The sequence below is a fragment of the Bowmanella yangjiangensis genome, assembly GCF_017255015.1.
In the GTDB taxonomy this organism is placed as follows: Bacteria; Pseudomonadota; Gammaproteobacteria; order Enterobacterales; family Alteromonadaceae; genus Bowmanella; species Bowmanella yangjiangensis.
Genome location: NZ_JAFKCS010000002.1, coordinates 153,046 through 173,657 on the forward strand (window position 1 = coordinate 153,046; position 20,612 = coordinate 173,657).

The window sequence follows — 20,612 nt, forward strand, 5'->3', positions numbered from 1 at the left end:
TAGAGATTAATTTGTGCCTGATAAAGAGATAGGAATCCAAGACTATGCCATGTTCCGGGATTATCTGGAGCGCCAATGTGGCATCGTTTTAGGCGACAATAAACAGTATTTAGTGCGTAGCAGATTGTCGCCCTTGTTACGTCGTTTCAATATTGCGAATCTTCCTCAGTTGATTGGTAATGTTGTGAATGGTCGCGACCGAACACTGCGTGAAGCGGTAATCGACGCCATGACCACCAATGAAACTTTATGGTTCCGCGATACTTACCCCTTTGAATTACTGAAAAATGAGTTGTTACAGAAGTTTAAAGGTAAAGCGGGTCCTCTGCGTATATGGTCTGCGGCCTGTTCATCCGGCCAGGAGCCTTATTCCATAGCGATGAGCATTCTGGAGTTTCTGCAACGTAGTCCCGGTGCTTTCCCCGGCGGTGTGCAGATTGTAGGAACGGATATCTCGTCAGATATGCTTAACCGCTGTAAAACTGCTGAGTATGACAATCTGTCATTGTCCCGAGGTTTATCTGATGAGCGTAAACGTCAGTTTTTCGAACCCACGGCAAACGGTACGATGCGCTTACGGTCGCAAGTCACGAATATGGTTTCGTTTCGGCCGATTAATCTGTTGGAATCTTACAGCTCGTTAGGCAAGTTCGATATTGTGTTTTGCCGCAACGTGCTGATTTACTTTTCAGCACAGATCAAAACACAGATACTGCAACAAATTGCCGCAGGCCTGAACAAAGAAGGAATTTTGTTCCTCGGTGCCTCCGAATCTATGTCTGGATTGTCCGATGCGTTCAGCATGGTGCGTTGTAATCCAGGCCTGTATTACCTTAAAAAACAATAACCTTTCTGCAAGATTCAACACTGCCGGTTTGATGACACCATTGAACTGGCACGTGTATTGCTAAGTTTTTCCTAACACAAGCTTCGTGCTTAGGAGAAACAGGTGGCAATCAGCTTAGATAGATTAGTCGGTTTGCATCATCGCGCTTTGCAAGTGCGAGATGAACGCATGGAAGTTATTTCCGGAAACCTGGCTAATGCCAACACGCCCGGTTACAAAGCCCGCGATATTGATTTTAAATCGGCTATGCAAACGGCTCAGGCCGAGCGTTCATCCAGTCTATCCCGTACTCACGAGAAACATTTTGCTGTGGAAATCAGAAATCCCGGCGAACAAATGTTCAGGGTACCAAATCAACCAGATACCGGCGACGGCAATACCGTTGATGTGCAGGTTGAGCGTAATAGCTTCTTAGATACCGGCATGCGTTATCAGGCTGGCATCGAGTTTCTTAACGGTAAATTTAAAGGGATGAAGAAAGCCCTTAGTGGAGGACAAGGCTGATGAGTCTGTTTAATGTCATGAACATTGCTACCACTGGCATGAGTGCAGAGTCAGTACGTTTAAATACGACCGCCAGCAACATTGCCAATGCCAACAGTGTCAGCAGCAGCATTGATGAAACTTATCGGGCCAGAAAGCCCGTGTTTGCCGCAGAAATGCAAAGAGCCATTGATGACCAAACCGCTGGTACCGGCGTTAAAGTTCTCGGTATTGTAGAGAGCGACCGACCATTGCAAATGGAATACAACCCAGGCCATCCAATGGCTGACAAGGATGGCTACATCTATAAGCCAAATGTCAATGTGGTGGAAGAAATGGCTGACATGATGTCCGCTTCTAAGGCTTATGAAACCAATGTTCAAGTTGCTGATACCACTAAGCGTATTTTCCGCAGGGTACTGCAGCTTGGTCAAGGGCAATAAGGGCTGAGGATTAACAGATGACAGATTCAGTTAACAATAGTGATATTCGTGACCTTTATTGGCCTCAGGAAACTAAAGCGCCAGAAAACACCAATGGGCAGTTAAAGCAGGAAGATTTCTTTGCTTTGCTGACCGAGCAGCTTGCCCAGCAGGACCCAACGAAGCCAGTAGACAACGATCAAATGATCGCGCAGATGACCAGTTTCACTATGGCCGACAGCTTAAGTAAGTTGCAAAGCAGTTTTGAAGGGTTTGCCGCCAACATGAACTCCAGTCAGGCGCTAGCAGCGTCAGGTTTGATTGGGCAGCAGGTCTTGGTGATTGGCGATAAAGGCACGTTGACAGATGCCGAGGGTGCAGAACTCTCTGGGGTCATCATCAATGAAGAAGCCGCTCATGAAATGAAGATCACCATCGAAGATAAAAGTGGCCAGACTGTCAGAACCATGAGCCTCGGATCTAACGCGGCAGGCAACATAGAGTTTAATTGGGACGGTACAGACAACAGCGGCAATCCATTGCCACCCGGCAACTATACGATTACCGCTACCGCTAAGGTGGGGGAGCAGCGTATTGATTTACCTACTGCCATTAACCGTCATGTAAATAGCGTCAGCCTGGCGTCCAGTACCCAGGGTGTCATTCTCAATCTGGCCGGCGAAGAGAGCGTCAAGCTTTCTGATGTGCTGCAGATTGGCAGTTGATAGGAGAGAACCAAGATGTCCTTCAATATAGCATTAAGTGGAGTGAACGCTGCTCAGCGCGACCTGGATACCACGGCGAACAACATAGCTAACGTAAATACGGTGGGCTTTAAGCAGTCTCGCGCGGAGTTTGGTGACGTGTATGCCACTTCACTACTGGCTGGCTCGCGTACTAAAGTGGGCGACGGTGTACTGACCCAGGAAGTGGCTCAGCAGTTTACTCAAGGGGCGCTGCAGTTTACCGAGAGTGCGCTGGATTTAGCTATCAGCGGAAATGGTTTCTTTGCCATGGCGCCGGATCTTTCTTCACGGGATTTCTCCTATACCCGTGCTGGTATGTTCAAGCTTAATTCCGATAACTATATTGTTAACTCTGGAGGCCAACACTTGTTAGGTTTTCCGGTTAATGCGGACGGCACTTCTGCGTCGGTGGCTACCAGTACTATGGTGCCTATTCGTGTACCAGATTCATCCGGTGCCCCTCAGGCTACCACCGAAGTGGATATGAAAATGAACCTGCCCGCCAGCGCTGTGGGTTTGGATCCTGCGCAGTTTGATCCTGCCGATCAGTTAAGTTATCACGCCAAGACCTCGATTACAGTTTATGACTCATTGGGTGATAGCCATGTGCAGACCTTCTATTTTATTAAAGATGGTACAGTTGGTCCTGCACCCGCGAACCCTAATCAGTGGGTAATGGTTACGGCGGTTGATGATCAACTAGTCAATATTAATGACTCCACCGGCGTCGTACCACCTGTGCCAGCGCCCCCTCCGGCAGCCCCGGCGCCAGGCGATGCGGTTAACTATGCCGGTAATGCGACGGGGAATCCTGTGACCGCTGCACGTTTGGAATTCAACAGTGGTGGTGAGTTTATTGGCATTTTTGCAGCTGATGGTGTGTCCACTTCAGACTATAAACTGGAGACGGCACAACTGGGGACTATTCTCACCAATGGTGCTGATACCACTCAGACACTGAAAATCGATTTCAACTTCTCTACTGGGCCACAAACCCCGGAGGAGCCGACTCAGTACGCTGACCCCTTTGTGGCAACCACCTTGTCGCAAGACGGTTTACCGGTTGGCCGCTTAACCGGCATTGAGATCAATAAAGACGGGTTGGTTTTGGCTAAGTACTCAAACGGTACCTTTGACCCGGTTGCCCGTATTGGTCTGATTCGTTTTCCCAATGAACAAGGTTTGACCCAGCAAAGCAATACCCAGTGGAAAGAAAGTATCCTTTCCGGTGAAGCCTTGGCGGGTGAAGCCACTACCGGCACTTATGGTGATATCAACTCTCAGGCCCTGGAGGCGGCTAACGTCAACCTGACCACCGAGCTGATTGATATGATTGTGGCACAGCGTAACTTCCAGGCGAACTCCCGTGCGCTGGAAGTGAACAACCAGCTGAACCAGACGGTACTGAATATCCGCTAGAGATAGATAGTTAGGAGAGAAGCGAAAGGGGTAAGATGAGCAATCGTCTTACCCCTTCTTTTTAGCCTATTAAAAGAGGGGAATCTTATCTGGCATCAAAATAGCGGATTCATCATAAAATTACCTAACACCTAACACCTAACACCTAACACCTAACACCTAACACCTAACACCTAACCATTCTGGCACCAAAATTGCTCAATTCAGATTAAGTCTGTCTTTGAGTCAATAAACCGTCATGGATAAATTGCTCTACATAGCTGCCAGTGGTGCCAAGCAGGATTTGCTGGCTACTGCCGTACGCGCCAATAACCTGGCAAATGCCCAGACCAATGGTTTTAAAGCCCAGCTGGAGCAGGCCAGGGCTATGCCTGCGTTCGGTGAAGGGTTACCAACCCGGGTTTTCTCTATGACAGAAAGTCCAACCAACGACTATGAGGGCGGTGCCATGATTCGTACTGACCGCGATCTGGATGTGGCTATTCAGGGAGCTGGTTGGTTAAGCGTGCAGGACCGGCAAGGTAATGAAGCCTACACCAGGGCTGGCAACCTGCAAGTGGGGCCGGATGGCTTACTTCAGGATGGTCATGGCAATCTGGTGATTGGTGACGGCGGCCCTATCGCATTGCCGTTACCTCTGTCCAAGATAGACATTGCCAATGATGGAACCTTATCTATCCGCCCTCAAGGCGCACCTATTGAAGTGCTCGAAGAGATTGACCGGTTAAAGCTGGTGAATCCCAATGTGGCGGAAATGGAACGGGGCGCAGATGGCTTGTTCAGGTTGAAGAACGGTCAACAAGCCGATGGCGACCTGAATGTCCGGCTGGCGAATGGCACCTTGGAAGCCAGTAACGTCAATCCCGTTGAAGAAATGGTCAGCATGATTACTTTGCAACGTCAGTACGAAATGCAAGTGAAAATGATGAAAGAAGCGGCTGATTTGGACATGCGAGCCAATCGACTGCTGCAAATTTTGTAATTAAAAGACAAGGCGGAGGTGACCTATGCACCCGGCATTATGGATCAGCAAAACCGGCCTGGATGCGGCCCAAACCGATGTTTCGGTGGTATCCAATAACCTGGCTAACGCCAGTACTGTGGGCTTTAAAAAAGGTAGGGCGATATTTGAAGACTTGCTTTACCAAAATATCAATCAGCCCGGCGGTCGTTCATCGGCAGATACTGAACTGCCGTCTGGCCTGATGTTAGGTGCAGGCTCCAAGGTTGTGGCGACGCAAAAAGCCTTTACCCAAGGCAACATGCAAACCACCGACAATGCGCTGGATATGATGATTCAGGGTCGTGGTTTCTTTGAGATCCTACAACCCGACGGCACTATAGCTTATACCCGCAATGGCCAGTTCACCTTGAATGAGAATGGTGAAATTGTCACGCCGGGTGCCGGCTTTCAATTACAACCTGTTATTGCAGTGCCGGAAGATGCACAGCAGATCACCGTATCTCAGGATGGCCAAGTATCAGCGACAATTCGCGGCCAGGCAGATCCCGTGGTGCTGGGGCAGATCACTATTTCGGATTTTATCAATCCTACCGGTCTGCAACCTATTGGCCAGAACTTGTATGTAGAGACGGCGGTCAGTGGCGCTCCTCTGCAAGGAGTACCCGGCTTGGCTGGATTTGGCACGGTGATCCAAGGGGCATTGGAAACCTCCAACGTTAACGTAACCGAAGAACTGGTTAATCTGATTGAAAGTCAGCGCTTGTATGAGATGAACTCTAAAGTGATCTCATCAGTGGATCAGATGCTTGGTCAGGTTATTCAGCAGCTTTGATGAAGGGTAGTGTCATGAAAGTCCTGATGTCGTCTATGTTGTTATTGCTGGTGGCGGGATGCGCCAGCACCCATCCGGTACAGCCGGCGCCCAATGACCCGTTTTTTGCGCCTATCATGCCTGATATTCCTGAGCAAAAGGTCAATGATGACGGCTCTATCTTTCAGGATAACTTCTCCAGCAGTCTGTATTCGGATGTAAAAGCCCGCCGTATTGGCGACATCATCACTGTAGTACTGCGGGAAAATACCACGGCCAGAAAATCTGCTGGAACAAACACCAATCGCGCATCTGAAATGGCACTGGATCCTATTACGGGACTTGCTGGCAACCCACTAGCCATTGGCGGTGAATCCGTTCAGCTCGGAGTAACATCGAGTAATGATTTCACAGGTTCCGCCACTGCCAATCAAAGCAATAACTTGGTGGGCAACATTTCGGTGACTGTATTGCAGGTCCTGCCTAATCAGAATTTGGTGGTACGAGGCGAAAAGTGGCTGACACTCAACAATGGTGACGAATACATTCGCTTAACCGGCATTGTGCGTGCGGCAGATATCAGTCCTGAAAATGAGGTGAACTCAACCAAAATTGCTAATGCCCGTATCCAATACAGTGGCACCGGCACCTTTTCTCAGGCTCAGCAACAAGGTTGGCTGACGCGATTTTTCTCATCCGAATGGTGGCCCTTCTAGGAGGCAATATGGTTAAGTTCAGCTATGTTCTGATTGTGGGTTTATTGCTGAGTGCCCCATTGCAGGCGGCTCAGCGAATCAAAGACTTAGTATCCATTCAAGGGGTGCGTAACAACCAATTGGTAGGCTATGGCCTGGTAGTGGGCTTGCCGGGCACGGGGGAGCAAAGTCCTTTTACCGAGCAAAGCTTTCGCACTATGTTGTCTAACTTCGGCATTATGATGCCTAGCAACTTAAAGCCAAAAATCAAGAATGTGGCAGCGGTTGCTGTACACGCTGAATTACCTGCCTTTATCAAACCCGGTCAAACTATTGATGTCACTGTATCTTCTATCGGTGAAGCGGGCAGCCTGCGTGGCGGTACCTTATTGCAAACTTTCTTAAAAGGCTTGGACGGTAACGTGTATGCCGTTGCACAGGGAAGTTTGGTGGTCAGTGGTTTTGGCGCAGAAGGCGCGGATGGTTCGAGAATCGTGGCGAATACCCCGACAGTCGGCAGTATTGTCAATGGCGCTATCGTAGAGCGCGCGGTACCCAGTGGCCTGATGCAAAACGACTATCTCACCTTGAACTTACACTACCCGGATTTTTCTACTGTACGCAGTCTGGCTGATGCTATTAACAAGCGTTTGGGAGCTGATCCTGCTAATGGTTATGCCATTGCCACGCCTATTGACGCTGCCTCTGTCAGAGTGTCGGCTCCCCGCGATGTGGGGCAACGTGTGGGCTTTTTGGCTACATTGGAAAACTTTGAATTTGAGCCCGCGGATGCGCCTGCCAAGGTCATCATAAATAGTCGTACCGGCACTATCGTGATAGGTAAGGACGTGCGTTTACTGCCCGCTGCCGTGACACACGGTGGGTTAACCGTAACTATTACAGAGAATCAACAGGTCTCACAGCCCAACGCTCTAGCCGATGGGCAAACCGTGGTTACCCCGCAATCTGTGGTGGACGTGAATCTGGATGACAGTCGTATGTTCAAATTTGACCCTGGTGTCACACTGGATCAACTGGTCAGGGCCGTCAACGAAGTGGGGGCTGCTCCTGGTGATTTAATGGCAATTCTTGAAGCGCTTCGTCAGGCCGGTGCCCTGCAAGGTCAACTGATTATTATCTAGTTATGGATCAGAACTTTTCCATCAAACAGCTCGAGCAATCGCGCAATGTCCATGACCTGAAGGGCTTGGATGATTTGCGCCGCGCGGCTCAGGCTGGAGACGACAAAGCTCTGGACGAGGCTGCTAAGCAGTTTGAAGCGATCTTTGTGCGTATGATGCTGAAATCTATGCGCGATGCTCAGGATGTGCTGGCTGACGAAGATAGTCCGTTCAACTCGCAGCAGGTCAAGTTTTACCGGGATATGCACGACCAGCAGCTTGCTACCGACCTTGCCACTAACGGCAGTCTGGGTTTGGCCGATATTATCGTAAAGCAGCTTGGTCAAAATGTTGAAGGCTATACCCCTGCCAGCATGCTACGTGATGACGGTAACTTATCCAGTATTAACCGTGAGCAGATAAAAGCGCTGGAGAACATTCAGCAGAACGTATTAGGACCGGTTAGCTTGCCCGGCAATAAACAGCCAGCTTTTGCTAATGCAGAGGAATTTGTTGCCGCTTTGCTGCCACATGCTGAAAAGGTGGCCAGTCAGTTGGGCTTAGATCCCAAAGCATTAGTGGCTCAAGCCGCCGTGGAGACTGGCTGGGGTCAGCAGATGATCCATATGTCCTCAGGCCAGAACAGTCACAACCTCTTCGGCATCAAAGCGGATAGCCGCTGGCAGGGGGATAAGGCTGTGGTGGGTACCTTGGAGTATCAGCAGGGAGTGGCTAAACCTCAAAAAGCAGCGTTCAGAGCATATGAATCTTTTGCGGATGCAATGCAGGATTATGTGCAGTTTGTCCGTGATAACCCTCGCTACAGCAAGGCCGTTGAGCAAGCAGCGGATAGTCGCAATTACTTCAATGCGTTGCAACAAGCCGGCTATGCCACAGACCCCAACTACAGCGATAAAATTTTACAAGTCCTGAATCGTCTGCCTTGATTCTCATGGCGGCGGCCCACCCTGAAATCTCATGTTGGCGTAATTTTTGCTTTTAATTTGCCAAGGTATCAGGAATTGACACTTGCCAAGTTGTCGATTCCGCACAAGCTTTATTGGGAACGTCGATGACCCTGATTCGTAGCGCTGATCTTTTGAATATTGCCTCGTCGGCAATCAATGCGCATAACAACATGTTGCGTACCACAGGTAATAACATTGCCAACGTGAATACCGAAGGCTTTGTACGTGAACGTACCACCTATGTTGCTGAGTTAACCGGAGGGGTGGGGCGCGGCACAACAGAGCGCATACTCAATACTTTCGCACAGAACCAATTGCGTAGAGATACTTCAACATTGGGTGAAGCTCAGGCGTTCTACGACAAAATATCGCAACTGGACAACATGCTGGCCAGCGAAGCAAACAGCATTTCCGGCAGCCTCAGTCGTTTCTTTGCCTCTATGCAGACAGCCATAGATGAACCAGGCAATCTGGCTTCCCGTGATTTGGTATTGGGGGAAGCAAATTCCTTGATGGAACGTATGTCCAGCCTGGCTAAGTACATGCGACAGACGGAAAAAGACGTCAATCAGGAACTGGCAAGTGTGACCTTGGAAGCCAATGATCTGATAAAGACCATCTCTACCCTTAATGATCAAATCCGTTATGTGGAGAGTGCTTCAACCCAACAAGAAGCCGGGGTACTGCGAAATGAACGGGACTTGGCGATTCAAAAGCTGTCTGAGATCGTATCAATTGAAACTCGCACTATGGATGATGGCTCAACTTTAGTACATCTCAAGAACGGCGAAGCACTGGTGATGGAAGCGGGAGTTTTTAACCTGTTTCAAATTAGCGGCGATCCCGATGCGCAGCGCCGCAAATTGACTTTGGTGGCATCCAGTGCCCCCGTGACGCTTGGCGTGGACGAGACCGATATGGGCGGGAAAATGGGCGGCCTGTTTTCCTATCGTGATGAGGTGCTTGGTCCTAAGCAACGTGAGCTTGGTCAATTGGCACTGGCCTTTGCTGATGCCATGAATGAACAAAATCAGTTGGGTATGGACTATGACGGCCAGCTGGGTGCCAAGTTGTTTGAACTGCCAGAGTTTCAAGCTTTGGGCTATCAGGATAACTCGTCCTCTAACTTGTTGATGAACGGCAGGGTTGAAGAAAACCAGGCTGAGCATCTCACCACCTCTGACTACCGAGTTACGATTAACGCGGTTAATGCTGGCGCGCCACCGACTTTGGATGCCACGGTCGAGCTATTTAATGCCGACGGTTCACCCACCCTGGATACCAATGGCAACCCTATTGTTTACAACTTCTCTGGCGCCAATGCGTTGGTGACGGGGGCGGGTAACTGGAACAAAATTGGCGATGGTCTGGAGATAGAGTTCCCCAGTGGCGCTTATGCTGTTGATGACAGATTTTTACTGCAACCCACGCGCAATGCCGCGTCGCAAATTGATGTGGATGTGCTGCGTGGCGAAGATTTGGCCTTTGCTTCTCCCATTAAAGCTGAAGGTAGTATCAACAACCTGGGATCGGCTGTAGTGGTATCAACGGCGGTGACCAATACCCATGTAGATAATACGGCGCCCTTTGATCCCAATACATCTGCATTTGACGGCGCAGGTGGATTACATGGCCCAGGAGCAGCGCCTGGTGGTGGTGTGGGGGCTCCTACGCAAATTCGTTTTACCGCCGCTGATACTTTTGAAGTATTGGATAGCGCCGGTACTGTCATCACTACGGTCACTGGTGCCGCGGATCTACGCAATCTGCTTGAACAAGCCAAGGGAACGCCAGGTTGGCCTGCGGCGTTTAGCCCGCCGGCTCAGGCGGATTACCCAGGTTATGACATTAGTTTGGAAGGGGTACCTAAAGCCGGCGATACTTTCTCCATAGGTTACAATACCGACGGTGTGGATGATAACCGCAACGGTCTGGCTCTGGCGGGCTTGCAGGATGTCAATACGGTGCGTCGAGACGCCAGTAAACCCTATAGTGATCAGAATGCTACAACCTTTCATGGAGCTTATGCGGATACCGTCAGTTCGGTAGGTGAAAAAGCAGCATCTGCCAATATTGAGTTAAAAGCCGCTAAGGCGATGGTTCAGCAATCTACCGATTGGTTTCAGTCGGTGTCGGGAGTCAGTCTGGATGAAGAAGCAGCTAATTTGATTCGTTTCCAACAAGCTTATGCCGCTTCTGCAAGAATATTAAGTACGGCACAGAGTCTATTCGATACTATCCTAAGTGCAGCAAGGTAGTGAGGTAACAGGATGAGAATTTCAACCAGTCAATTGTTCGACCGCGGTATCAACAATATTCTCAATGGGCAGGGAGAGCTCTCAGATACTCAGCAGCGCTTGTCTTCTGGTAAAAAGTTACTCAGACCCTCCGATGATCCGGTGGGCGCTTCAAAGGTAATACGCCTGACCGAAGAGCTCGATCAGATCACACAGTTTCAGCGCAACAACGAATTATTAACCGGCTCCTTGAAAGAGCAGGAAGCGGTGATGCGCAACATCAATGAAGCCGTGACTAAGGCGAGAACATTGGCTATCCAGGCGGGTAGTGGAGCGATGACGCCGGAAAGCCGGGCTGCTATTGGTGTAGAAATTGCGGAAATTCGTGACCAGGTGTTTGACCTGATGAATTCGAAAAATGCCGCAGGTGAATATATTTTCGCCGGCTATCAATCTAAGTCCCCGGCCTTTGTGTATGACCCCAGTGCGACGGGCAATAAATACTATTTTCAGGGCGACGAAGGAACAACCAATTATCAATTGTCTCCGTCGGTGCAAATTCAGGGAAATGACTCAGGCAAATCCGTGTTTGAAGATGTCTTTGCCCGATTTAAGGCATCTGTTACCGCCACTACCGCTGCTGATGCTTCTATGACAATCAGTGAGCAAAACGATTTGGACCGCTTTCACAAGCAGAACTACGATGCGGTTACGCCCGCCAATAATGATTATCAGATCCAAGTGAACCCGGCTGGCGATCAGGTTACGGTGACAAATGTTGGTACAGGAGCCAATCTAGGCACTTTTAATTTTACCCCTGGGCAACCTTTTACCTTCAATGGACTGCAGTTCACCATAGATGGCGCGCCTGGTGATACCCTGGACTTTTCATTGAACCCGCCTGAAAAGAAAAATCTCGCGCAAACATTAGATGATTTTTTTGTTGCCCTGGATGATCCCGATATTCCTCAGCAGGATTTTCTGGTTGCCTTAGATGATGCCATTATCGGTATGGACAATGGTTTAAATGCCCTAGGTGCAGCTACCTCCGGCGTGGGGGGGCGATTAAATGTGTCGAGCGCGGTTTATGAATCCAATCTGGATTTGGAAATTGCGACCAAGGAAGCGCGATCTGTGGTTCAGGATGTCGACTATGCCAAGGCGGTATCCGATCTTAGTCGCCAGGAGACGGCGCTGCAGGCAGCCCAGGCGACATTTTCACGGGTTACCAGCCTGTCTCTGTTTGATTACGTTCGATAATGTCGCCCTGGAGGGCGCATGACTCAGCTGAGTAATAGGTCATCTAGCGTGAGTTTAGTAAGGTAGATACAGGTTTTGTTCTGTTGGTGGCTGGAGTAGTAACTCACATACAAATCTTTGCCACGTTTGACGAGACCTGGGTAGCTGGTGTCGCCACCAGAGGGAAAAACATGCAACAAAGAGGGTTTCATTGTTGCTATCTCTAATAATACCAGTGCAGTCTTTGGGCCAGGTTGTTGCCAGATTCGTCCAGCCAGAATTACGTAGTTTTTAGACAGTTTCAACATGGTTGGTCCGCCCAGATAAAAACCCAAATCGTGCCAGGTCCAGCGCCGATACGGCGGTTTGGATACCCCAAACTGGGCGGTACAGCTGTCGGCGTCTCGGCGCAGCAAAACATGGGCTGTACCATCATCACTAAAGTACATATCACTCTCGTTGGGATAACCCTTTCGTTGTTTTCGCTGGCTGAACAGGTGCGGTTCGATACATTGAAAAGTTCTGCGTGGAAAGCCTGCGTACAACCTGGTGTTCTGCGCTTCTCGGTTGTAACCCACGCCATAAGCCTTGTCTTGGTGCCATCGTATACGCCACAACCACCAGTTTTTGTCGCCTAATGGCTTGGCTGTTGACCAACTCTTTCCATCTTGTGTTTGCCAACTGTAGGCCTGTCTATACATAGGCTCTGGTTGGCCGTTGTATACCTTGGCATAGGCGAGCAAAAGCAGCTTTCCATCTGGTGTCAGGGATAATTTTGGATCGCGAAGATCAGCCCCTGGCATGTTTACCTGTTGATGACGAATCAGCTTCCCCTGCAAATCCAAATACAACAGCCTAATTACGCCATCTGGACTGATATGGTTGGTCGCTTCCCGGAAACTACACACCAACATGCCATTGAATTCGCATAAATCGGTAAATGCATTGTGTTGGGCTCGCTGCCATATACAAGATTGCCACTGTTCACGCATTTTTCTTTTCCAACCCAATTTTCTAGAAAGTTATTGAAACGCAAGTTGTTTCGGAATGCAAAGGCGGCAAGTTTTTTCCGCTTTTTTGCCGGGGTGGCAAAATTTTTCTAAAGGAGTTTGCCGGGGCGTCGATAACCTTAAGCGAGAGAGCCAGTAACACTAACTTTTTAACCAAAGTTATTGTTCTTAAAGTGTTTTTAACCTTCGGCGTGAGCCGGATGCCAGCGACTGCTGGACTGAGAGTGTAGGAGAGGTTTATGTCCTTATACGTTAACACCAACGTTTCGTCTATCAATGCGCAACGTCAATTGTTCAACTCCGGATCAGCATTGAATGTCTCATTCGAGCGTCTGTCTTCTGGTTTCCGTATTAACCGTGCTGCTGATGATGCCGCGGGCTTGCAGATCACTGATCGTATGACCTCGCAAGTCCAGGGGTTGAATCAGGCTGTGCGTAACGCTAACGATGCAATTTCACTGACCCAAACTGCTGAAGGTGCTTTGCAAGAAATTACTACTTCTTTGCAGCGTATCCGTGTGCTAGCGGTACAGTCACAAAATGGTATCAACAGCTCAGCTGACCGTGCTGCACTGCAAAAAGAAGTATCTGCGCTGAAATCTGAGATTTCACGTATTGCCACAACCACTCAGTTTGCTGGTGTTGATTTGCTGAAAGGCGGCTACTCAGCGGCATTCCTGGTCGGTGCAAATGCTGGACAGACTATCTCTGTTAACCTGTCAGCGAATAAGCTCGGTATCGGCGGATTCAGCGCGACAGGCTTGGGTCTGGCTGCGACCAGCGTGGCAACTATTGGCGGTGCTTCTACTGCCTTAGGCACTATAGATGACGCAATTTCTGCGATTGGAGGCATTCGTGCTGACCTGGGTGCCTTACAGAACCGCTTCCAGTCAACCATTCGTAACCTCAGCAACATCTCTGAGAACGTATCGGGAGCCCGTTCACGGATTCGTGATACTGACTTTGCAACAGAAACAGCTGAACTGACGCGCAACCAGATTATCCAGCAAGCCAGCACCACGGTGCTATCGCAGGCTAATCAGCGTCCTCAGGCAGCCTTGCAGTTGCTGGGATAAGCAGATAAGCATTGAGCCGATGCCAGGAGGTAGTGTCGATGGGTCTTGGTTCAATGCATGATTTCGCTCAATCTCTCCTAACGTAGAGCGATTTGACCGGGGGAAACCCCGGTCTGTTTCCCTTCCGGTAGTAAGAGTAACATCCTGAAAAATCAAGTGTTTTTCGGGATTTTATGCGTTTCTAAATTTTTTCCTAAAGTTTTCATCCGATTTGCTCGATAACCTAAGCATAAGCACTGAGTAACAAAAATAAAAACAGCTCAGATGCAGGATAAGCCAATAAAAACAAAAAGATAGGCTTATCTAAAGTCAGATAACTAATAAAAATAACAAGTCTGGCTTGAATATTTATCAAGTTAGGAGAAAAAACATGAGTCTATATGTAAGCACCAACGTCTCGTCGTTGAACGCGACTAGACAGTTATTCACGTCAAATATGAATCTGAACACCGCTTTTGAGCGCTTGTCTTCGGGATTTAGGATTAACAGCGCCAAAGATGACGCGGCAGGTCTACAGATCTCAGACCGTATGACTTCTCAGGTCATGGGATTGAACATGGCAGTACGAAATGCCAACGATGGTATATCTCTGGCACAAACTGCGGAAGGTGCAATGCAGGAGATTACCACAGCACTGCAGCGTATCCGGGTGTTGGCTGTTCAGTCTCAAAACGGCATTAACAGCTCTGCTGACCGACTGGCACTGCAAAAAGAAGTCTCAGCCCTTAAACAAGAGATCAGCCGGATCGCCATCACCTCACAATTTGGTGGCGTGAATATCCTTGATGGCACCTATTCCGCGGTGTTTTTGGTAGGCGCCAACGCCGGTCAAACCATCAGCGTAAATATCTCACGTCCAGGTGGTTTTACACCTACAGGTCTGTTCGGTGCTGGAAATGATGTATCTGTAGCCAGTGCAGCAGAGGCGTCACGCGCATTGGGCCTGGTAGATCTGGCGATTTCCACTATCGGTGGTGAACGGGCTGACTTAGGTGCCATTCAGAACCGCTTTCAGTCAACCATACGCAACCTGAGTAATATCTCTGAAAACGTATCGGCGGCAAGATCGCGTATTCGTGACACAGACTTTGCCGTTGAGACGGCAGAACTTACCCGCTGGCAGATTATTCAACAGGCCAGTACCACAGTCTTAGGCCAAGCCAATCAAAGACCTCAGTCGGCTTTACAGTTACTGCAGGGATAATAGATGGATTGGATAGTGGCCGACTGACAGGCTCGATGCCAGGAGGTAGTGAGAGGTTTGAGGTAGGCCATCAAACCTGTCAGAACGGCCAGAGCTTTCGCTCACTCACATGATTTACAGGTTGAGGGACCTGCAAGCCATGAGTCAGTTTCCTGACTACATAGAAATAATTGCACATGTCGTGCCAAAAATTTTTAAGTACATAGCCAAATATAAAAAAAACAATATCAGGCGCAAAGTTAGGAGAAAATCATGAGCTTGTATGTAAGTACTAACGTATCGTCATTAAATGCTACGAGGCAGTTGTTTACTTCCAGTAGCAATTTAAACACTGCCTTTGAGCGTCTGTCTTCGGGGTTTAGGATCAATAGCGCCAAAGATGATGCGGCAGGTCTGCAGATTTCTGACCGAATGACATCGCAGATCATGGGGCTGAATATGGCCGTGCGTAATGCTAATGATGGTATATCCCTGGCGCAGACAGCTGAAGGGGCCATGCAGGAAATTACCACAGCACTACAGCGTATCCGAGTACTGGCGGTACAGTCGCAAAACGGTATTAATAGCTCATCAGATCGTTTAGCGCTGCAAAAAGAAGTTTCTGCTTTGAAGCAAGAAATCAGCCGAATTGCGGTCACATCCCAGTTTGGTGGCGTGAATATACTGGATGGAACCTATTCAGCGGTATTCCTGGTTGGTGCCAACGCAGGTCAAACCATTAGTGTAAATATTTCCCGTCCTGGAGGATTTACCCCCACCGGGCTGTTCGGAGCGGGTAATGATGTTTCGGTTGCCACGGCCGCAGATGCATCGAGGGCATTGGGCTCTGTAGACTTGGCTATATCTATTATTGGTGGTGAGCGCGCAGATTTGGGTGCGATTCAAAACCGTTTCCAGTCAACGATTCGCAACCTGAGTAATATTTCAGAAAACGTATCGGCGGCAAGATCGCGCATCCGTGACACAGACTTTGCCGTCGAGACGGCAGAACTCACCCGCTGGCAGATCATTCAGCAAGCTAGTACAACGGTGTTGGGACAGGCAAACCAAAGGCCACAATCAGCATTGCAATTGTTGCAAGGCTAAGTCTAATAAAGGTAGTAATGGTGTTTGAGAGGGTAGGAAATGAGAGGCCGACCCAGGTAACCCAAGCGGTTGCCAACTTGAAAGCTTATACGGATTATTCTGTATAAGCTCCCTCACCCCAGCGCGCTGGGGTAAGGGAAGGAAGAAAACGCCGACTGACGGACTGAGAGTGTAGTTTTGGTTGAGAGGCCAGTTTGCATTCTCTAACCCGCAGTCGGACCGAAACCGAATTTGCTCGTTCTCCTAACTTGAGCAAGTTAGCCGGGTCATCTGACCCGGCTTTTTTATGGCCGTCAAAAAACAGACAAGCCATAAAAGAACCACGCATATAGCAAGCACCATCCATGCCACAATTTCTAGCTGCTTAGCTTTTTGCGAAAAAGAGCCATGTTCACCATGGGGATTTGACGCGTTTTCTATATTACTCCTGCTCCCAAGTCAAAAAGGTTATTCCCAAAACCTCACATGTAGTGACTACTTTTAGTGGTTTTAATCTTTTTAAATCAAAGTGTTGAAACTTTTTTTAAAAAAAATAAAAAAAATCCTAAAGGCTCTCAAAAGTCGGCCGATACCTATAGTTGAGGGGTAATTTAAGTTTTGAATTTTGACCTGGCGTCAATGTTCAATCATGAGGCAGCCCAGAAATGGGTTGAAATGAGGCGAATCTACTCTGGTATGAGGGTACCAGGATAGATTCTCAGGAGGTATCTATATGACTCTATATGTAAACACCAATGTGTCATCATTGAACGCCCAGAGGCAGTTGTTTAATTCAGGTAATGCACTTTCAGTGTCTTTTGAGCGACTCTCTTCTGGCTTCAGAATCAATAGGGCTGCTGACGATGCGGCTGGTCTGCAAATATCAGATCGTATGACTGCACAGGTACAGGGCCTGAATCAGGCGGTTAGAAATGCAAACGATGCCATTTCTCTGACCCAAACTGCAGAAGGTGCACTTTCAGAGATCACTACATCACTGCAGCGTATTCGTCAGTTGGCGGTTCAATCACAGAATGGTATCAACGGCTCTGCTGACCGTGCTGCTCTGCAAAAAGAAGTATCAGCGCTTAAAGCTGAAATTTCACGTATCGCTACTACTACCCAGTTTGCTGGTGTGGATTTGCTGCAGGGCAACTATTCTGCAGCCTTCCTGGTAGGTGCAAACGGTGGTCAGACAATTTCTGTTAACTTGTCGTCTACCAATCTAGGTGTGAATGGTTTTAGTGCAACAGGTCTGGGTTTGGCGAGTACTTCTGTCAAAACTGTAGGTGATGCATCTAAAGCATTGGGCACCATTGACGACGCAATCTCCGCCATCGGTGGCGTTCGTGCTGACTTGGGTGCGCTGCAAAACCGTTTCCAGTCAACGATTCGTAACCTGAGCAATATCTCTGAGAATATTGCCGGTGCACGTTCACGAATTCGTGATACTGACTTTGCAACTGAAACGGCTGAGCTGACGCGTAATCAGATTGTTCAGCAGGCATCATTGTCGGTACTGAGCCAGGCGAATCAGCGTCCTCAGTCGGCATTGTCACTGTTGGGATAATTAGTAAAGGCCGCTACACTATGGGTGTCGGCGGCCACTATTTCAGCATGTGGAGGTGAAAAATGGACGTTGATTTTTCACAAGGTGGCCAGAGTCTTGCTAGATCTGATACCTTGCTGCAACCGCGGGCTAACCTCGTGGATAAGCAAGATCAGAATGGTAAAGAGGCTACAAAGCTTGGTGAGCAGGAACGTCAATCACAGCAGGAAATCACTCAAGGAAGTGATGTTGTGGCCGATATCAAAGAAGCTGATGTTGAGTTGGCGGTCGAACAGGTAAGGGAATTTGTCTTTTCACACAACCGGCAGTTAAGTTTTTCAGTAGATGAAGATAGTCGGCGCTCTGTTATCAAAGTAACGGACCCTGAGTCTGGAACTGTTATCAGGCAGATACCTTCTGAGGAGGTATTAAAGCTAGCCGAGCGGATTCGCGAATTGCAATCTGATGTAGGCGCAGCTGTGGGGGTGCTGTTTAACAAGGCCGTTTAATTAAGAGGTTTATCATGGCTATTCAATCTTTAGGTGTAGGATCGGGGCTGGCACTTGACGATCTGGTCAAGCAGTTGCTTGAATCGGAGCGTAAGCCAAAATATGACCGACTCGATCAAAGAGAAGAAAAGCTTGAGGCCGTGATATCCGGCTTAGGTGCGTTGAAGTCAAAAATGGATGACTTCAAAGATACGGTTAATGCCCTTCGTAAAGAAAGTCAGCTAGGTCAGCGTTCTGCTACGGCCTATCATCCCGGCGGTTCCAGCAGTGACGATGAAGATGGCGCAAACACGGGAGCGTTCAGTGCTGAGGCGTCCAATTCTGCGGTAACCGGCTCCTACAAGATTGCAATCACCCAGCTTGCCAGCGGCAGTCGTTTGGAAACGGCCAGTGCTGCCAGTGGTGGCTTCACTTCCAGTAGTGATGTGGTGAGTAATACCGCGGGATCCATGACCTTTAGGGTTGGCAGTGACAGCTTTGATATCAATGTTACTGCGGGGATGACACTTCAGCAGTTACGTAATGCCGTCAACAACGCTTCAGAAAACTTTGGTGTAACAGCCAGCATTATTAATACAGGTACCGCTGACGGTGGTGCCAAACTGGTATTTAGTTCAGAAAAAACCGGTGCAGGCAACGATTTGGTCATCGTTAATAACGACGACATCGCCGACCTGCAGCGTGTGTCTACTACAGACTCATCTGAAACCGCTACCTATCTCGCCCCCGCAGTCGGCAATGAAGCAAAGAATGCAAAAGCGACCATAGATGGTATCGAAGTAGAGAGCACTACCAATAAATTTGAGAACGTAATCGAAAATGTCAGCTTCGACGCCAAAGCTTTATCAAGCAAAGATGGGAACGGCGATTTCGAGGAATCTACCCTTAAAATTGGTTATGACTCCGATGGGGTTGAGAAACTCGTTCGTGATTTTGTTGATAATTACAACGCTTTGATCGATGAGATGAAAACCCTGACAAAATACGGTGCCTCAGAGCTAGAAGAAGATGGCCCGCTGGCGGGGGATTTTATGGCCAGAGATATCCGTACTGGTCTTGCTAATATTGTGGCGTCCAGTGTTCCTGGCTCTGAATTGGGCAGTCTATTTCAGTTAGGCGTATCATTTGACCGTGAAGGTAAGTTACAGATTACTGCCAATGACGAGTATGGTATTGGTTCAGGTGAAGACTTACTAAAGGGCGCCCTTGATGATCATTTTGATGAAGTAGGCAAGTTGTTTACTGACGAAGAGAGTGGTATTGCCAGCCGGATTTATGATTATTTGCACGAGTACACGACATTTGGTGGTTTACTGAGATCTCGTGAAGATTCTTACAAAGATCAAAGAGAAGAAATCTATACTGAACGGGAGCGTCTTGACTTACAGATGATGGATTTTGAGCAAAACTTGCGTAAAAAATATCTAGGTCTTGATATGACCGTGGCCCGATTAAATCAAACCAGAAATGCTATGATCGCATCCCTGAGCTCGATGGGAGGATGATGATGTCGTTAAAAGGCATTAATGCGTATAAAAAAGGCAACCTGAAGCAGGAAATTGCCCAGGCTGATCCACACAAATTAACCTTGATGTTGATGCAAGGGGCGTTGGATAGAATGGCTTTCGCTAAAGGTTGTATCGAACGTCGTGAATTCGAAGCCAAAGCCGAGCATTTGTCGCGCGCTGGGGCTATCGTGATGAACTTGCGTGATACGTTAGACTTGTCTATTCAATCCGAGATTTCTGACAACCTTTTCGCGCTATATGACTATATTTTGCAGCGCTTAGTCGATGCTAACGTGCAGAATAACTTGAAGATTATGGATGAAGTCATTAGTCTGATGCTACCCATTAAGACTGCCTGGGCTGAAATACCAGAGGCGGCTAAACAGCAGGCCTATGAGACCCGGCGGCAGAAAGAGCAAGCGGCAGTGTGAAAAAGATCAATTTAGATCATCCTTATTCGTTTCCCGCTCTACGTGAAAATAGTGAAGCCCTGATAGGGCTTCTTTTGCATGAATCCCCCGATATTGATGACTTGCTCCGCCTTATCGAACGCCGTGAATCGTTGATTTTTTCTCACCAGGAAGAACTGACTGGCGAGGAAAAAAAAGCCTTTCTTCAAGCAGAGTTGGCATGTAACCAGCATCTGAATGATGTTATCGAACCAATGCGTTTAGAAGCAGAAATGGCGCTATCGCAGTTGGTGAGAGGTAAAAAGGCCGTAAAAAAATACAAGAAGTAA

At 48.5% G+C, this 20,612-nt stretch carries 21 protein-coding genes; 20 read left to right on the forward strand and 1 reads right to left on the reverse strand.

Annotated features, from left to right (window positions below; all coding sequences use genetic code 11):
* The first annotated feature begins 13 nt into the window (after positions 1–13).
* From J0A65_RS03100 to flgL, 12 genes are all read left to right on the forward strand, one after another.
* On the forward strand, positions 14–847 hold the full coding sequence (locus J0A65_RS03100) for a CheR family methyltransferase (RefSeq protein WP_416135293.1): 834 nt from the start codon (positions 14–16) through the stop codon (positions 845–847).
* A gap of 102 nt (positions 848–949) precedes the next feature.
* On the forward strand, positions 950–1,351 hold the full coding sequence (gene flgB, locus J0A65_RS03105; RefSeq protein ID WP_206592662.1) for a flagellar basal body rod protein FlgB: 402 nt from the start codon (positions 950–952) through the stop codon (positions 1,349–1,351).
* Positions 1,351–1,773 (forward strand): flagellar basal body rod protein FlgC, encoded by a 423-nt coding sequence (gene flgC, locus J0A65_RS03110; RefSeq protein WP_206592663.1) that lies wholly within the window; start codon positions 1,351–1,353, stop codon positions 1,771–1,773. Before flgB ends, flgC begins: the two co-directional genes overlap by 1 nt.
* A 17-nt stretch (positions 1,774–1,790) precedes the next feature.
* The gene (locus tag J0A65_RS03115) at positions 1,791–2,477 is read left to right on the forward strand and encodes a flagellar hook assembly protein FlgD (protein ID WP_206592664.1); all 687 of its coding nucleotides are present in this window, start codon (positions 1,791–1,793) and stop codon (positions 2,475–2,477) included.
* A 15-nt stretch (positions 2,478–2,492) separates the two neighbouring features.
* Positions 2,493–3,917, forward strand: coding sequence for a flagellar hook protein FlgE (gene flgE / locus J0A65_RS03120; RefSeq protein WP_206592665.1), 1,425 nt, complete (start codon positions 2,493–2,495; stop codon positions 3,915–3,917).
* Positions 3,918–4,155: 238 nt separating this feature from the next.
* The gene (locus J0A65_RS03125) at positions 4,156–4,899 is read left to right on the forward strand and encodes a flagellar basal body rod protein FlgF (protein WP_206592666.1); all 744 of its coding nucleotides are present in this window, start codon (positions 4,156–4,158) and stop codon (positions 4,897–4,899) included.
* Between the two features lie 25 nt (positions 4,900–4,924).
* Positions 4,925–5,713 (forward strand): flagellar basal-body rod protein FlgG, encoded by a 789-nt coding sequence (flgG, locus tag J0A65_RS03130; protein ID WP_206592667.1) that lies wholly within the window; start codon positions 4,925–4,927, stop codon positions 5,711–5,713.
* Positions 5,714–5,727: 14 nt separating this feature from the next.
* A complete protein-coding gene (flgH, locus tag J0A65_RS03135) occupies positions 5,728–6,408 on the forward strand; it encodes a flagellar basal body L-ring protein FlgH (RefSeq protein WP_206592668.1) in 681 nt (226 codons plus the stop codon).
* A gap of 8 nt (positions 6,409–6,416) precedes the next feature.
* Positions 6,417–7,529: a flagellar basal body P-ring protein FlgI gene (locus J0A65_RS03140; RefSeq protein ID WP_206592669.1), complete on the forward strand. Its 1,113-nt coding sequence runs from the start codon at positions 6,417–6,419 to the stop codon at positions 7,527–7,529.
* Positions 7,530–7,531: 2 nt separating this feature from the next.
* Positions 7,532–8,455, forward strand: a complete 924-nt coding sequence (flgJ, locus tag J0A65_RS03145) for a flagellar assembly peptidoglycan hydrolase FlgJ (protein WP_206592670.1) — start codon at positions 7,532–7,534, stop codon at positions 8,453–8,455.
* A 125-nt stretch (positions 8,456–8,580) separates the two neighbouring features.
* Entirely contained in the window at positions 8,581–10,734 is a 2,154-nt protein-coding gene (gene flgK / locus J0A65_RS03150; RefSeq protein ID WP_232849708.1) for a flagellar hook-associated protein FlgK, read from the forward strand.
* Between the two features lie 12 nt (positions 10,735–10,746).
* Positions 10,747–11,973, forward strand: coding sequence for a flagellar hook-associated protein FlgL (gene flgL, locus J0A65_RS03155; RefSeq protein ID WP_206592671.1), 1,227 nt, complete (start codon positions 10,747–10,749; stop codon positions 11,971–11,973).
* 23 nt (positions 11,974–11,996) lie between these two features.
* Here flgL and J0A65_RS03160 read toward each other — a convergent pair whose 3' ends face one another.
* Positions 11,997–12,944: a hypothetical protein gene (locus tag J0A65_RS03160; RefSeq protein WP_206592672.1), complete on the reverse strand. Its 948-nt coding sequence runs from the start codon at positions 12,942–12,944 to the stop codon at positions 11,997–11,999.
* A 257-nt stretch (positions 12,945–13,201) separates the two neighbouring features.
* On the opposite strand from J0A65_RS03160, the gene J0A65_RS03165 reads away from it, so the two are divergent.
* The 8 genes from J0A65_RS03165 to J0A65_RS03200 all read left to right on the forward strand — a co-directional run bounded on the left by J0A65_RS03165 (position 13,202) and on the right by J0A65_RS03200 (position 20,612).
* Positions 13,202–14,038, forward strand: coding sequence for a flagellin N-terminal helical domain-containing protein (locus J0A65_RS03165; RefSeq protein WP_206592673.1), 837 nt, complete (start codon positions 13,202–13,204; stop codon positions 14,036–14,038).
* 370 nt (positions 14,039–14,408) lie between these two features.
* The gene (locus J0A65_RS03170) at positions 14,409–15,242 is read left to right on the forward strand and encodes a flagellin N-terminal helical domain-containing protein (protein WP_206592674.1); all 834 of its coding nucleotides are present in this window, start codon (positions 14,409–14,411) and stop codon (positions 15,240–15,242) included.
* A gap of 252 nt (positions 15,243–15,494) precedes the next feature.
* Positions 15,495–16,328 (forward strand): flagellin N-terminal helical domain-containing protein, encoded by an 834-nt coding sequence (locus J0A65_RS03175; protein ID WP_206592675.1) that lies wholly within the window; start codon positions 15,495–15,497, stop codon positions 16,326–16,328.
* 712 nt (positions 16,329–17,040) lie between these two features.
* Positions 17,041–17,877 carry a flagellin N-terminal helical domain-containing protein gene (locus J0A65_RS03180; RefSeq protein WP_206592676.1) on the forward strand — a complete coding sequence of 279 codons (837 nt, stop codon included), beginning with the start codon at positions 17,041–17,043 and terminating at the stop codon, positions 17,875–17,877.
* A gap of 62 nt (positions 17,878–17,939) precedes the next feature.
* Complete coding sequence (locus tag J0A65_RS03185) at positions 17,940–18,365, forward strand: flagellar protein FlaG (protein ID WP_206592677.1); 426 nt, start codon at positions 17,940–17,942, stop codon at positions 18,363–18,365.
* Between the two features lie 14 nt (positions 18,366–18,379).
* The gene (gene fliD / locus J0A65_RS03190; protein ID WP_206592678.1) at positions 18,380–19,870 is read left to right on the forward strand and encodes a flagellar filament capping protein FliD; all 1,491 of its coding nucleotides are present in this window, start codon (positions 18,380–18,382) and stop codon (positions 19,868–19,870) included.
* Positions 19,871–19,872: 2 nt separating this feature from the next.
* The gene (gene fliS / locus J0A65_RS03195) at positions 19,873–20,304 is read left to right on the forward strand and encodes a flagellar export chaperone FliS (RefSeq protein WP_206592679.1); all 432 of its coding nucleotides are present in this window, start codon (positions 19,873–19,875) and stop codon (positions 20,302–20,304) included.
* A complete protein-coding gene (locus tag J0A65_RS03200) occupies positions 20,301–20,612 on the forward strand; it encodes a hypothetical protein (protein WP_206592680.1) in 312 nt (103 codons plus the stop codon). The genes fliS and J0A65_RS03200 overlap by 4 nt, the downstream gene beginning before the upstream one ends.

Bases quoted from the DNA above. Each gene is read 5' to 3' on its own strand.
- flgC (WP_206592663.1), top strand. From the start codon at position 1,351: ATGAGTCTGTTTAATGTCATGAACATTGCTACCACTGGCATGAGTGCA.
- flgE (WP_206592665.1), top strand. From the start codon at position 2,493: ATGTCCTTCAATATAGCATTAAGTGGAGTGAACGCTGCTCAGCGCGAC.
- fliD (WP_206592678.1), top strand. From the start codon at position 18,380: ATGGCTATTCAATCTTTAGGTGTAGGATCGGGGCTGGCACTTGACGAT.
- flgG (WP_206592667.1), top strand. From the start codon at position 4,925: ATGCACCCGGCATTATGGATCAGCAAAACCGGCCTGGATGCGGCCCAA.
- flgL (WP_206592671.1), top strand. From the start codon at position 10,747: ATGAGAATTTCAACCAGTCAATTGTTCGACCGCGGTATCAACAATATT.
- flgJ (WP_206592670.1), top strand. From the start codon at position 7,532: ATGGATCAGAACTTTTCCATCAAACAGCTCGAGCAATCGCGCAATGTC.
- J0A65_RS03115 (WP_206592664.1), top strand. From the start codon at position 1,791: ATGACAGATTCAGTTAACAATAGTGATATTCGTGACCTTTATTGGCCT.
- J0A65_RS03140 (WP_206592669.1), top strand. From the start codon at position 6,417: ATGGTTAAGTTCAGCTATGTTCTGATTGTGGGTTTATTGCTGAGTGCC.
- J0A65_RS03170 (WP_206592674.1), top strand. From the start codon at position 14,409: ATGAGTCTATATGTAAGCACCAACGTCTCGTCGTTGAACGCGACTAGA.
- fliS (WP_206592679.1), top strand. From the start codon at position 19,873: ATGTCGTTAAAAGGCATTAATGCGTATAAAAAAGGCAACCTGAAGCAG.
- flgK (WP_232849708.1), top strand. From the start codon at position 8,581: ATGACCCTGATTCGTAGCGCTGATCTTTTGAATATTGCCTCGTCGGCA.
- J0A65_RS03180 (WP_206592676.1), top strand. From the start codon at position 17,041: ATGACTCTATATGTAAACACCAATGTGTCATCATTGAACGCCCAGAGG.
- J0A65_RS03125 (WP_206592666.1), top strand. From the start codon at position 4,156: ATGGATAAATTGCTCTACATAGCTGCCAGTGGTGCCAAGCAGGATTTG.
- J0A65_RS03185 (WP_206592677.1), top strand. From the start codon at position 17,940: ATGGACGTTGATTTTTCACAAGGTGGCCAGAGTCTTGCTAGATCTGAT.
- J0A65_RS03175 (WP_206592675.1), top strand. From the start codon at position 15,495: ATGAGCTTGTATGTAAGTACTAACGTATCGTCATTAAATGCTACGAGG.
- flgH (WP_206592668.1), top strand. From the start codon at position 5,728: ATGAAAGTCCTGATGTCGTCTATGTTGTTATTGCTGGTGGCGGGATGC.
- J0A65_RS03165 (WP_206592673.1), top strand. From the start codon at position 13,202: ATGTCCTTATACGTTAACACCAACGTTTCGTCTATCAATGCGCAACGT.
- J0A65_RS03160 (WP_206592672.1), bottom strand. From the start codon at position 12,944: ATGCGTGAACAGTGGCAATCTTGTATATGGCAGCGAGCCCAACACAAT.